Here is an 11,524-nt window from a genome sequence, read left to right as displayed (position 1 = left end):
AGGCGCGCGCCTGCGTTCAGGCCGCGCGAAAGGAGCTACCTCATGGCCACCGTGACGGTCACCGACGAGTCCTTCGAAAAGGACGTCCTGCAAGCCGAGCGCCCCGTGCTCGTGGACTTCTGGGCGGAGTGGTGCGGCCCCTGCAAGCAGATCGCCCCCGCCCTGGAGCAAATCTCGGAAGAGCTGGGCGCCCAGGTGACCGTGGCCAAGCTCAACATCGAGGAAAGCCCCACGACCCCGTCGCGCTACGGCGTGCGCGGCATCCCGACCATGATGCTCTTCAAGGGCGGCCAAATGGCCTCCATGAAGGTCGGCGCCATGCCCAAGCAGAAGATCCTCGAGTGGCTGAACGAAGCCGGCGTGGCGGCGTAAGCTGCCTCGCCCGTCCCGGTTGACGCCGGGACCGACCGTGACCGCAGAGGCCCGCCGGCTGTTCCCGGCGGGCCTTTTTCATGTCGGCCAGGTCTCGGGGCTCATGGCCAGCACCTCGCCGGCGAAATGCAGGCCGCCGCAGACCAGCACGTGGGGCGGCGGGCCATCCACGGTGAGTGCGCGCCTCACGCCCGCGGTCACGTCGCGCACCACCTCCACCTGCAGGCCGTGGGCCCGGGCCGCCTCGGCGATCTCCTCGGCCGAGGCCGCGTTCGGCGAGTCGAAGGTGGTGGCGAAAACCTTCGGGTGCATCTCGGCGAACGGCTCGAAGAAGCCGCGGGCGTCCTTGCGCGCGAACATCCCCACCACCAGCGCCAGCGGCCGACCGTCACGGTCGGTGAGCCGCGAGGCGGCCTCGGCCAGCGCGCGCCCCGCGTGCGGATTGTGCCCGCCGTCCAGCCACAGGTCGGAACTCCGCGAGCGGGCGAGGTCCGCCAGCGGCCCCTTGGTCAGGCGCTGGAACCGGGCCGGCCAGACGGCCGAGGCCACGCCCTCGCCGATGGCCTCCTCGCTGAGGCTCGGATCGAAGGTGATCGCCGCCGCCACCGCCAGCCCGGCGTTGGCGAACTGGTACCCGCCGAACAGGCTGGGCGGCGGCAGGTCCAGCAGACGCTCCGGCATCTGCACCAGCAGCCGGCCACGCTCCTCCCAGGCGTCGAAGTCGCGGCCCATGAGCAGCATGGGGGCCATGCGGGCGTCGGCCTCTCGCTCGATGATGTCGAGGGCCTCTTCCTGCTGGCGGGCGACCACCACCGGCCGGCCGGGCTTGATGATGCCCGCCTTCTCCCAGGCGATCTTGGCGAGGCCCGGCCCCAGCATCTCGAGGTGGTCGTAGTCCACCGGCGTGATCACGCTTACTGCCGGGGAGTCGAAGATGTTGGTGGCGTCGAACCGCCCGCCCAGGCCCACCTCGACGATGCACACATCGGCCGGCGTGTCGGCGAAAGCCTCGAAGGCCAGCACCGTGGCGATCTCGAAGAAGCTGATCGGCTCACCGGCGTTGGCGGTCTCCAGCCGGTCCGTGAGCTCGGCGAGACGGGCGTCGCTGATCAGTTCGCCGGCCACCCGGATCCGCTCGGCGAACCGTACCAGGTGGGGCGAGGTGAGCGCATGCACCTTCAGGCCCTGGGCCTCGGCGATGGCCCGGAGATAGGCGACGGTGGAGCCCTTGCCGTTGGTGCCCGCCACATGGATCACCGGCGGCAGCCGACGCTCCGGATGGCCGAGCGCGGCCAGCAGCCGCTCCACACGGCCCGTGGTCAGGTCGATCAGGCTCGGATGGTTGGCGCGCAGGCGCTGGATCACCGCGTCGGACGCGCGGATCGGATCGTGATCGATCGCAGGCGGGGTCACATCAGGCGGCGGAGGGAAGTCGCTCGCGCCCCAGCATGAGGGTCTTGAGGATCGAGCCGAGCACCGCCGGCAGGTCGGCGCGCGCCACGACCATGTCCACCATGCCGCGCTCCACCAGGAACTCGGACTTCTGGAAGCCCGGCGGGAGGGTCTCGCGGATGGTCTGCTCGATCACCCGGCGCCCGGAGAAGCCGATGGTGGCGTTGGGCTCGGCGATGTGGATGTCGCCCAGCATGGCGTAGGAGGCGAGCACCCCGCCGGTGGTCGGGTCGGTCAGCACCACGACGTAGGGCAGGCCGGCCGCCTTCACCTCGTTCAGGGCCAGCGTGGTACGGGCCATCTGCATCAGGGAGAGCGTGCCCTCCTGCATCCGCGCGCCGCCCGAGGCGGTGAAGATGATGAACGGCACGTCCCGCTTCACGGCTTCCTGCGCGGCCTTGATGAAGGTCTCGCCGGCGCCCATGCCGAGCGAGCCGCCCATGAAGTGGAAGTCCTGGACCACCGCCACGGCCGGCTGGCCCTGGATGTGGCCGTAGCCGATCGCCATCGAGTCCTGCTCGCCGGTGGCCTTGCGGGCCGTCTTCAGGCGCTCGTTGTAGGGCCGCTCGTCGGGAAACTTCAGGGGATCGTCGGCGACCACCGGCGACGCGATCTTCTCGTAGGTCCCGCCGTCGAAGGTGTAGCGCAGGCGCTGGGCCGCGCCGATCCGCATATGGCTGCCGGAGGGCGTGACCCACAGGGCCGCCTCGAGGTCCGGCCGGTAGATCATCTCGCCCGTGTCCGGGCATTTCACCCAGAGGTTCTCCGGCGTCTCGCGCTTGGAGAAGGCGTTGCGCACGCCAGGCGCGATGCGGGACAGCCAGCCCCGGCGTTCGCGAGGCCCTTGCGGGCGGCCGGGCTTGTCGTTTCTCTGATCAGCCATCGCCATAGGTTCTAGACCATCGTCGTTTGGCCGGCGCGCGCGGCGCGCACAGACTTAGCCAAGGATTCGGCTTTGGAAAGAACGGCGGCGGTCACGTCTTCGTTTCTCTCCACCGCCGCGGCCACTTCATCCACAAGCGCGGAGCCCACCACAACCGCGTCGGCGACGCGGGCTACCGCCGCAGCTCTTTCCGGAGTCTTGATGCCGAAGCCGACCGCCACCGGCAGGCCCGAGGCCTTGCGGACCCGCTCCACGGCGGGCGCGACGGCGGCTGCGTCGGCCTCCTTCACCCCGGTCACCCCGGCCACCGACACGTAGTAGACGAAGCCGGAGGTGCCCTGGACGATGGTCTTCAGGCGGGCGTCGTCGCTGGTCGGCGTCGCCAGGCGGATCAGCGAGAGGCCCGCAGCGTCGAGCGCGCTCGCCAGCGGCCGGGCCTCTTCCGGCGGGCAGTCCACGACGATCACACCGTCGATCCCCGCCTCGGCCGCGTCGCGCGCAAAGGCCTGGAAGCCCCAGTTCAGCAGCGGGTTCAGGTAGCCCATGAGGATCACCGGCGTGTCCTGGTCCCCGTCGCGGAACGCCCGCGCCAGGTCCAGCGTGCCCTTGAGGGTCATGCCCTTGGCGAGGGCCCGCTGCGCAGCGCGCTGGATCGGCGGCCCCTCGGCCATGGGATCGGAGAACGGGAAGCCGAGCTCGATCAGGTCGGCGCCGGCGGCGGGCAGGCCGCGCAGGATGGAGAGCGCCGTCTCGCGGTCCGGGTCGCCGGCCATGACATAGGCCACGAACGCGGCGCGGCCCTCCTGCTTCAGCGCGGCGAAGCGGGCGTCGATGCGGGCAGTCGTCAAATCGTGCGTCCCAGGTGGGCGGCGACGGTCGCCACGTCCTTGTCGCCACGGCCGGAGAGGTTCAGCACCACCACGCCGTCCTTGCCGACCTCCCGGGCGATGTCGCCGATGCGGGCGAGCGCATGGGCGCTCTCGATGGCCGGGAGGATGCCCTCCAGTTTCGAGAGCAGCATGAAGGCTTCCAGCGACTCGGCGTCGGTGGCGGTGAGGTAGGTGGCCCGGCCGACGTCGTGGAGCCAGGAGTGCTCGGGTCCGATGCCGGGATAGTCCAGGCCGGCGGAGATCGAGTGAGCCTCGGTGATCTGGCCTTCGGGATTCTGCAGCAGATAGGTCTTGTTGCCGTGGAGCACGCCCGGGCGGCCGCCGTTGATGGCCGCGGCGTGGCGGTCCGTGCCCATGCCCTCGCCCGCCGCCTCGACGCCGTAGAGCCGCACGCCCTCGTCGTTCAGGAACGGGTGGAACATGCCGATCGCGTTTGACCCGCCGCCGACGCAGGCCACCACCGCGTCGGGCAGCCGGCCTTCCAGCTCCAGCACCTGGTCCTTCGTCTCCTGGCCGATCACCGCCTGGAAGTCGCGGACCATCACCGGATAGGGGTGCATGCCGGCAGCGGTGCCGATCAGGTAGTAGGTGTCGTGGACGTTGGTGACCCAGTCGCGGAGCGCCTCGTTCATGGCGTCCTTGAGGGTCGCCGAGCCGCTGGTGACGGGCCGGACCTCGGCGCCTAGCAGGTTCATCCGGAAGACGTTGGGCTTCTGCCGCTCCACGTCCACCGCGCCCATGTAGACCACGCACGGCAGGCCGAAGCGGGCGCAGACGGTGGCGGTCGCCACCCCGTGCTGGCCGGCGCCCGTCTCGGCGATGATCCGGGTCTTGCCCATCCGCATGGCCAGGAGGATCTGGCCCATGCAGTTGTTGATCTTGTGGGAGCCGGTGTGGTTCAGCTCCTCGCGCTTAAGATAGATCTTTGCGCCGCCGAAGTGCTCGGTCAGCCGCTCGGCGAAATAGAGCGGGCTCGGGCGGCCGACGTAGTGGGTAAGGAAGCTCTTCAACTCCGCCTGGAACGCGGGGTCGGCCTTGGCCGCCGCATAGGCCGCGTCGAGCTCGTGCACCAGCGGCATCAGCGTCTCGGGCACGTAGCGGCCGCCGTAGTCGCCGAAGCGCCCTTCGGCGTCGGGATAGGCGTTGTAGTCGTTCGGGCGGGTCGAAGCGTTCACGGGGCCGAATCAGGCTCGTCTGGCGGCGTCCAGGAACGCCGTGATCAAGGCCGGGTCCTTTAGGCCGGGACCGCGCTCCACGCCAGAGGAAACGTCAACCATGGGCGCGCCCGAGGTCTCCACCGCCTCGCGCACGTTCCAGGGATCGAGGCCGCCGGCCAGGAACCAAGGCCGCTTGAAGCGGCGCCCGGAGAGCAGCGTCCAGTCGAAGCTGTGGCCCGTGCCGCCCGGCGTGGCGGAGCCCTTTGGCGGCCGGGTGTCGAACATCAGGTGCTCGACGACCGGTTCGTAGTCGAGGGCGGGGGCGAGGTCGCCGGCCTCGGAAACCGGCACGGCCTTGACGATGCCGGCCCCGGAGCGTGCGGCCACTTCCCGAACGCGGGCGGGGCTTTCGGCGCCGTGCAACTGGATCAGGTCGGGCCGCAGGCCCTGGGCCACCTCGTCCACCTGGGCGTCGGTCGGATCGACCAGCAGGGCGACCACCCTGGCGCGGTTGCGGACCGGCTCGGCCAGCCGCCGCGCGGCGTCGGGGCCGATGTTCCGCGGACTCTTCGGGAAGAACACGAAGCCGAGATAGCCCGCCCCGCCTTCGAGGGCGGCGCGCACCGCCTCGGGCGTCGAGACCCCGCAGATCTTCGTCTTCACGCTCATGTGGCCGCATTAGGGGATGAACCGGAACAGGGGCAAGGGGCGGCCCGTTGTCCCGGCGATCCAGGGAGAACTCTCATGCGCAATCCGTCCGGCAGCTCGTTCGGCGCCGTCGCCACCGGCGCGGCCCTCGGCCTCGTGGCCGGCCTCGCCATCCCGCATGCCCGCAAGGCGGTGATGCAGGGTCCCTCGCTGGCAGCCGGCGACTGGGTCGCAGCGCTGACCGCCGAGCACCGGCTGGTCGAGAAGATGTTCGACCAGCTCCTCAAGACCCACGACGACGAGATGCTGAAGCGCGAGATGCTGCTGGCCAAGATCGCCTACGCGCTCACCAAGCACGCGATCGAGGAGGAAAACGTGATCTACCCGGCGCTGGCGGAGAACGCCCGCACCGACCAATCGCATCACCTGGCCGAGGATCACCTCGAGGTGAAGACCTTCATCTACGACCTGCGGCGCACGCCCACGACCGATCCCCGCTGGCTGATCAAGGCGCGCGCCTTCTGGACCAGCCTGTCCGAGCACATGCGCGAGGAGGAGGAGGACGTCTTCCCGGCCCTCCGCGACGCCCTGCCGCCGGACGAGAACGCCAAGCTGTTCAAGATGCTGAATTGGGAGGGCTTCAAGGTCGCCTAAGGCGCCTTGCGGCCCTCGGCCTGCGCCTTCAGGAGGTCGCGGATTTCGGTCAGCAGCACCTCCTGCGGCGGCGGCGCGGCGGGGGCCTTCGGCTCCTCGGCCTCGCGCCGGCGGATCACGTTGACCAGCTTCACCAGCAGGAAGACGACCCAGGCGACGATGACGAACTTGATGCCGGCGTTGATGAACGCGCCGTACTTCACCGCCACCAGCTCGTCGACCTTGGTCGCCGGGTTGTCGCGCTTCAGCACCCACTCCAGGTGCGAGAAGTCGATGCCGGACAGCAGCAGGCCGATCGGCGGCATCACCACCTGATCGACCAGGGTCTTCACGATGTCGTTGAAGGCCGCGCCGATGATCACGCCGACGGCCAGGTCGATGACGTTGCCGCGGGCGATGAACTCGCGGAACTCGCCGAAAATCGGCGCCCGCTTCTGGATCTTGGTCTCGAGCTTCTTGAGCTCGTCCTGGACGTTGGTCACGTCCCCGGCTCCTCGCCTATTCGTCCACCACGTTCAGCCGCTCGCGCAGCTCCTTGCCGCTCTTGAAGAACGGCACGTGCTTGGCGCGGACGTCCACTGGCTCGCCAGTGCGGGGGTTGCGACCGGCGCGGGCGTCGCGCGAGCGCACCGACAGCGCACCGAAGCCGCGCAGCTCCACCCGGCCGCCCTCTTCCAGCGCCAGGATCATGCGTTCGAGGATCACGCCCACCACGCGTTCGATGTCGCGCTGCGTCAGGTGCGGGTTCTCTTCGGCGAGTTTCGCGATGAGCTCGGACTTGATCATGCGGCCCTTCGGGGAGTGGGAGCGGCGGGACCATGGAAGACTCCGCCAGGCGATTCAACCCGGAAAGAGGGTTTACCAGGCTCTATGGCGAAGCTTGGGCGCGGAGGCGCGGCGCACGCGGCGCTTATCAAATGACAACGGCGGCCCGGTCGCCCGGGCCGCCGCGTCTTGGTCAGCCGTGAGGCTGAACCCTACTCCTTCTGGGCCTTCTCGCGGAGAGCCGCGCCCAGGATGTCGCCCAGCGAGGCGCCGGAATCCGACGAGCCGAACTGCTCGATGGCTTCCTTCTCCTCGGCCATTTCCAGGGCCTTGATCGACAGGGACACGCGGCGCGCGGCCTTGTCGACGTTGGTCACCTGGGCGTCGACGCGGTCACCCACGGCGAAGCGCTCCGGACGCTGGTCCGCGCGGTCGCGCGACAGGTCCGATTTGCGGATGAAGGCGGTCATCGGCGCGTCGTCCTCGCCGAACCGGACCTCGATACCGCCCGAGGTGACCTCGGTGACGGTGCAGGTGACGGTCTGGCCCTTGCGGAAGGTGTCGCCAGACATCGGGTCGCCCGAGAGCTGCTTGATGCCGAGCGAGATGCGCTCCTTCTCGACGTCCACGTCGAGCACCTTGGCCTTCACCACGTCGCCCTTGTTGTAGCGGGCGATGGCTTCCTCGCCGGGCGCCGCCCAGTCGAGGTCGGACAGGTGCACCATGCCGTCGATGTCGCTGTCGAGACCGATGAACAGGCCGAACTCGGTGGCGTTCTTGACCTCGCCTTCCACGGTCGAGCCGATCGGATGGGCCTCCAGGAAGGCCTCCCACGGATTGGCCATGGCCTGCTTGAGGCCGAGCGACACGCGGCGCTTGGACGGATCGACGTCCAGCACGACCACGTCGACTTCCTGCGAGGTCGACACGATCTTGCCCGGGTGGACGTTCTTCTTGGTCCAGGACATTTCGGAGACGTGCACCAGGCCTTCCACGCCGGGCTCCAGCTCCACGAAGGCGCCGTAGTCGGTGATGTTGGTGATGCGACCGGTGAACTTGGCGCCCACCGGGTACTTGGCTTCCACGCCGTCCCACGGGTCGGACTGGAGCTGCTTCATGCCGAGCGAGATGCGCTGGGTCTCGGGATTGATCTTGACGATCTGCACCTTGACCGTGTCGCCCACCGCCAGCACCTGGCTCGGGTGGTTGACGCGCTTCCAGCTCATGTCGGTGACGTGCAGCAGGCCGTCGATGCCGCCCAGGTCCACGAACGCACCGTAGTCGGTGATGTTCTTGACCACGCCTTCGCGGACTTCGCCCTCTTGGAGCTGGCTGACCAGCTCGGTGCGCTGCTCGGCGCGGGCTTCTTCCAGGATGGCGCGACGCGACACGACGATGTTGCCGCGCGGACGGTCCATCTTGAGGATCGCGAACGGCTGCTCGCGGCCCATGAGCGGGCCGACGTCGCGCACCGGACGGATGTCCACCTGCGAGCCCGGCAGGAAGGCCGAGGCGCCGCCGAGGTCGACGGTGAAGCCGCCCTTCACGCGGCCGACGATGGCGCCCATGACCGGCTCGTTCCGCTCGTAGACGGCTTCGAGGCGGGTCCAGGCTTCTTCGCGGCGGGCCTTGTCACGGCTGATGACGGCCTCGCCCATGGCGTTCTCGACGCGCTCGAGGAACACCTCGACCGTGTCGCCCGCCTTCAGGGCCGGCTTGTCTTCGCCCGGATTGGCGAATTCCTTCAGCGGCACGCGGCCTTCGGTCTTCAGACCGACGTCGACGATGGCGAAGTCCTTCTCGATGGCCACGACCTTACCGTGGACCACTTGGCCTTCCATGAAGTCGCGCCCGCCGAGGGACTCGTCGAGCAGCGCGGCGAAGTCGTCGCGCGAGGGATTGAGGCTAAGATCGTCAGCCATATGCACTTTCATCTTCAAATGATCCGAGGGCCCGCACATCCACGAGGATGTCGGACGGAGTCCCGCCGGATCGGGTTAGGGGTTGCAACCGAAGGCGCGGGCATACCCACGCAGTGAGATTTGCCCGCAGCGACCGAGGGAAAGGCGCGGTTGGATTTGCCGTGGCTAGGAAGCTTCCCAGCGGGCGCGCGCCGCCTCGACGATGCGGCGGGCCGCATCGGCGGCCTGCTCTATAGTCATTTCAGAGGTGTCCAGCAAGACGGCGTCGGCCGCCGGCCGCATCGGCGAGTCCGCCCGGCCGCCGTCCCGCTCGTCCCGGCGGACGATGTCGGCGAGGATCTCGTCGTAGGTGACGGCCTCGCCCTGAGCCTGCAACTGCTTCCAGCGACGCGTGGCGCGGACCTCGGGCGAGGCGGTGACGTAGAGCTTGGCCGGCGCCTCGGGACAGATCACGGTGCCCTGGTCGCGGCCGTCGAGCACCGCGCCGCCGGGCCGGCGGGCGAAGTCGAGCTGCAGGTCTCGGAGCGCCAGCCGCACGGCGGGATGGACGGCCACCCGGCTCGCCGCCTCCCCCGCCCCGCGCGTGCGGAAGTCGGGATCGGTGAGCTGCTCCGCGGTGAGGCGGCGGGCGATCTCGGCGGCCGCCGCGGGGTCGTCCAGGTCGTGGCCGGACCGCTGCGCGAGCACGCCGACCGCACGGTAGAGCAGGCCGGAGTCCAGCATCGGCAGGCCGTAGACGGCGGCCAGCCCGCTGGCGACGGTGCCCTTGCCCGAGGCGGCCGGTCCGTCGACGGTGATGACGAACGGCGGCTTCACGCGGCGGCCGGACGCTCTTCGGCGATCTCCGCGCCCAGGCCGGTCATCAGCTCGACGAAGCCGGGGAAGCTGGTGGCGATCATGCCGGGCTCGTCCACCGATACGGGCTGCTCCGACGCCAGGCCGAGGATCAGGTGGGACATGGCGATCCGGTGGTCGCCGTGGGTGGTCACCCGCGCCCCGCCCGCCACCGGATGATTGCCGCGCCCGGCGCCGATCACGGTGAGCGTCTCCGGCTCCTCCTCCACACCCACGCCGCAGGCGGCCAGGCCGGCAGCCATCAGCGCGATACGATCGCTTTCCTTCACCCGCATCTCGCCGATGCCGCGCATGACGGTCCGCCCCTCCGCGAAGGCCGCGGCCACGGCCAGGATCGGGTACTCGTCGATCATCGAGGGCGCGCGCTCCGGCGGCACCTCGACGCCTTCGAGCTCGGAGTAGCGCGCGGTGACGTCGGCCACCGTCTCGCCGCCCTCGTCGCGGACGTTGGTCACCGACAGGTCGGCGCCCATCTCGCCCAGGGTCTCCAGCAGGCCGATACGCAGCGGGTTGAGCAGCATGCCCTGGACCGTCACCTCCGATCCCGGGGTGACCAGCGCGGCCACCAGCGGGAAGGCGGCCGAGGACGGGTCGCCCGGCACCCGGATCGAGGTCCCCCGCAGGCGCTGGCCCGGCGGCAGGACGATGCGCCGCGCCGCGCCCTCCTCGGTTACCAGCACCTCGGCGCCGAAACCGCGGAGCATGCGCTCGGTGTGGTCGCGGGTGGCTTCCGGCTCGATCACCTCGGCGCCGCCGTCGGCGTGGAGGCCGGCCAGCAGGACCGCCGACTTCACCTGGGCCGAGGGCTCCGGCAGGCGATAGGCGATGCGCTTCAGGCCGCCGCCCTTCAGGGTGAGCGGCAGGCGGCCTCCCGCCCGGCAGATCCAGGTCGCGCCCATCTCGCCCAGCGGCTTCAGCACCCGGTTCATCGGCCGGCCGCGGAGCGACTGGTCGCCGGTGAAGGTCGCCGCCAGGTCGAAGCCGGCGGCGGCGCCCATGATCAGGCGCACGCCGGTCCCGGCGTTGCCGCAGTCGATCACGTCGGCCGGCTCGGCGAAGCCGCCGTGACCCTCCACGCGCCAGCGGCCGTCGCCCAGGCGCTCCACCTTGGCCCCAAACGCGGCCATCGCGGCGGCCGATCGCTTGACGTCCTCGCCCTCGAGCAGCCCCTCGACCTCGGTGACGCCCTCGGCCAGGGCGCCCAGGATCAAGGCGCGGTGCGAGATCGACTTGTCGCCCGGGGCGCGCACCACCCCCTTCAGCGGACCGCTCCGCCGGGCGCTCAATCCTTGCGCCGCCATGCCTGTCGTCCGCGCCTCCGCACGCCTGGGATTCCCGAGAGGGGGATTGCTTTGACAGCCGCGTTCGCGCGTGGCAAGGGAGCCCGCTTCCTGAGAACCCCCCTTCCGAAGAGGGTCGCCGCCTTGGCAAATCCTGAGCTCGGCACCAAGCAGATCTGCCCTACCTGCCAAGCCAAATTCTACGATCTCAACAAGCGCCCGGCGCACTGCCCGAAGTGCGACTCCGAGTTCGATCCTGACGAAGCGGTGCGCAACCGCCGCGTCCGGGCCCGCGCGATCACTCCTGACACCGACGCCGACGACGAGCGCGAGGACCAGGTCCGTGGCGCCGCCGCCGAGGCCGAGGACGAAGAAGAAGACGAGGTCGTCACCCCCGAGCTGGACGAGGTGGCCGACGAGCCGCCGCTGGCCGGCGACGACGACGAGGACGGCGCGGAGCCGGGCGTCGGCCCGGCGGGCGACGACCTGGGCGAGTTTTCCGACGACGACGAAGTCGAGGACGACGCCGACGTGCCGTTCCTCGAGGAAGACGACGAAGATTTCGACGATTCCGAGATCGAAGGGCTGCCCGACGAGGGCGACGACGAAGACCGCTGACCAAGGCGGTCGGGCCCGGCGCGAAAAA

Annotated in this window: 13 protein-coding genes; 3 read left to right on the top strand and 10 right to left on the bottom strand. The window is 70.0% G+C overall.

The genetic code is table 11. The annotated features are described in order from the left end of the window. The first annotated feature begins 42 nt into the window (after positions 1–42). Positions 43–372, top strand: a complete 330-nt coding sequence (gene trxA / locus ACE3Q8_RS01115) for a thioredoxin (RefSeq protein ID WP_374468068.1) — start codon at positions 43–45, stop codon at positions 370–372. Between the two features lie 78 nt (positions 373–450). Here trxA and ACE3Q8_RS01110 read toward each other — a convergent pair whose 3' ends face one another. The 5 genes from ACE3Q8_RS01110 to ACE3Q8_RS01090 are packed head-to-tail and all read right to left on the bottom strand — an operon-like array spanning position 451 to position 5,423. Then, positions 451–1,785, bottom strand: a complete 1,335-nt coding sequence (locus tag ACE3Q8_RS01110; RefSeq protein ID WP_374468066.1) for a folylpolyglutamate synthase/dihydrofolate synthase family protein — start codon at positions 1,783–1,785, stop codon at positions 451–453. A 1-nt stretch (position 1,786) separates the two neighbouring features. Further along, positions 1,787–2,713 (bottom strand): acetyl-CoA carboxylase, carboxyltransferase subunit beta, encoded by a 927-nt coding sequence (gene accD / locus ACE3Q8_RS01105; protein ID WP_374468065.1) that lies wholly within the window; start codon positions 2,711–2,713, stop codon positions 1,787–1,789. A gap of 5 nt (positions 2,714–2,718) precedes the next feature. After that, positions 2,719–3,555: a tryptophan synthase subunit alpha gene (trpA, locus tag ACE3Q8_RS01100; RefSeq protein WP_374468063.1), complete on the bottom strand. Its 837-nt coding sequence runs from the start codon at positions 3,553–3,555 to the stop codon at positions 2,719–2,721. Further along, positions 3,552–4,772, bottom strand: coding sequence for a tryptophan synthase subunit beta (gene trpB / locus ACE3Q8_RS01095; protein WP_374468061.1), 1,221 nt, complete (start codon positions 4,770–4,772; stop codon positions 3,552–3,554). The genes trpA and trpB overlap by 4 nt, the downstream gene beginning before the upstream one ends. A gap of 9 nt (positions 4,773–4,781) precedes the next feature. Further along, positions 4,782–5,423, bottom strand: coding sequence for a phosphoribosylanthranilate isomerase (locus ACE3Q8_RS01090; RefSeq protein ID WP_374468059.1), 642 nt, complete (start codon positions 5,421–5,423; stop codon positions 4,782–4,784). 75 nt (positions 5,424–5,498) lie between these two features. On the opposite strand from ACE3Q8_RS01090, the gene ACE3Q8_RS01085 reads away from it, so the two are divergent. Continuing rightward, positions 5,499–6,056: a hemerythrin domain-containing protein gene (locus ACE3Q8_RS01085; protein ID WP_374468057.1), complete on the top strand. Its 558-nt coding sequence runs from the start codon at positions 5,499–5,501 to the stop codon at positions 6,054–6,056. Here the strand turns inward: ACE3Q8_RS01085 and mscL are convergent. The 5 genes from mscL to aroA form a co-directional block, all read right to left on the bottom strand. Next, a complete protein-coding gene (mscL, locus tag ACE3Q8_RS01080; protein ID WP_374468176.1) occupies positions 6,053–6,478 on the bottom strand; it encodes a large-conductance mechanosensitive channel protein MscL in 426 nt (141 codons plus the stop codon). The genes ACE3Q8_RS01085 and mscL overlap by 4 nt on opposite strands. Before the next feature lie 76 nt (positions 6,479–6,554). After that, positions 6,555–6,842 (bottom strand): integration host factor subunit beta, encoded by a 288-nt coding sequence (locus ACE3Q8_RS01075; protein ID WP_374468055.1) that lies wholly within the window; start codon positions 6,840–6,842, stop codon positions 6,555–6,557. A 191-nt stretch (positions 6,843–7,033) separates the two neighbouring features. Next, positions 7,034–8,743, bottom strand: coding sequence for a 30S ribosomal protein S1 (gene rpsA, locus ACE3Q8_RS01070; RefSeq protein ID WP_374468053.1), 1,710 nt, complete (start codon positions 8,741–8,743; stop codon positions 7,034–7,036). 165 nt (positions 8,744–8,908) lie between these two features. Next, a complete protein-coding gene (gene cmk / locus ACE3Q8_RS01065) occupies positions 8,909–9,559 on the bottom strand; it encodes a (d)CMP kinase (RefSeq protein ID WP_374468052.1) in 651 nt (216 codons plus the stop codon). Next, on the bottom strand, positions 9,556–10,899 hold the full coding sequence (gene aroA, locus ACE3Q8_RS01060; RefSeq protein WP_374468050.1) for a 3-phosphoshikimate 1-carboxyvinyltransferase: 1,344 nt from the start codon (positions 10,897–10,899) through the stop codon (positions 9,556–9,558). Before aroA ends, cmk begins: the two co-directional genes overlap by 4 nt. 123 nt (positions 10,900–11,022) lie before the next feature. Here aroA and ACE3Q8_RS01055 point away from each other — a divergent pair, with 123 nt between their 5' ends. Continuing rightward, positions 11,023–11,496, top strand: a complete 474-nt coding sequence (locus ACE3Q8_RS01055) for a TIGR02300 family protein (protein WP_374468048.1) — start codon at positions 11,023–11,025, stop codon at positions 11,494–11,496. Positions 11,497–11,524 lie beyond the last annotated feature (28 nt).

The sequence above is a fragment of the Phenylobacterium sp. genome (assembly GCF_041913825.1).
Taxonomy (GTDB): domain Bacteria; phylum Pseudomonadota; class Alphaproteobacteria; order Caulobacterales; family Caulobacteraceae; genus Phenylobacterium.
Note: the sequence above shows the minus strand (reverse complement) of the source record. Positions and strands in the feature narration are given on the sequence as shown.

What these genes read in the sequence shown, in the direction of transcription:
- trxA (WP_374468068.1), top strand. Translation starts at nt 43, where the DNA reads ATGGCCACCGTGACGGTCACCGACGAGTCCTTCGAAAAGGACGTCCTG.
- accD (WP_374468065.1), bottom strand. Translation starts at nt 2,713, where the DNA reads ATGGCGATGGCTGATCAGAGAAACGACAAGCCCGGCCGCCCGCAAGGG.
- ACE3Q8_RS01090 (WP_374468059.1), bottom strand. Translation starts at nt 5,423, where the DNA reads ATGAGCGTGAAGACGAAGATCTGCGGGGTCTCGACGCCCGAGGCGGTG.
- ACE3Q8_RS01085 (WP_374468057.1), top strand. Translation starts at nt 5,499, where the DNA reads ATGCGCAATCCGTCCGGCAGCTCGTTCGGCGCCGTCGCCACCGGCGCG.
- ACE3Q8_RS01075 (WP_374468055.1), bottom strand. Translation starts at nt 6,842, where the DNA reads ATGATCAAGTCCGAGCTCATCGCGAAACTCGCCGAAGAGAACCCGCAC.
- rpsA (WP_374468053.1), bottom strand. Translation starts at nt 8,743, where the DNA reads ATGGCTGACGATCTTAGCCTCAATCCCTCGCGCGACGACTTCGCCGCG.
- aroA (WP_374468050.1), bottom strand. Translation starts at nt 10,899, where the DNA reads ATGGCGGCGCAAGGATTGAGCGCCCGGCGGAGCGGTCCGCTGAAGGGG.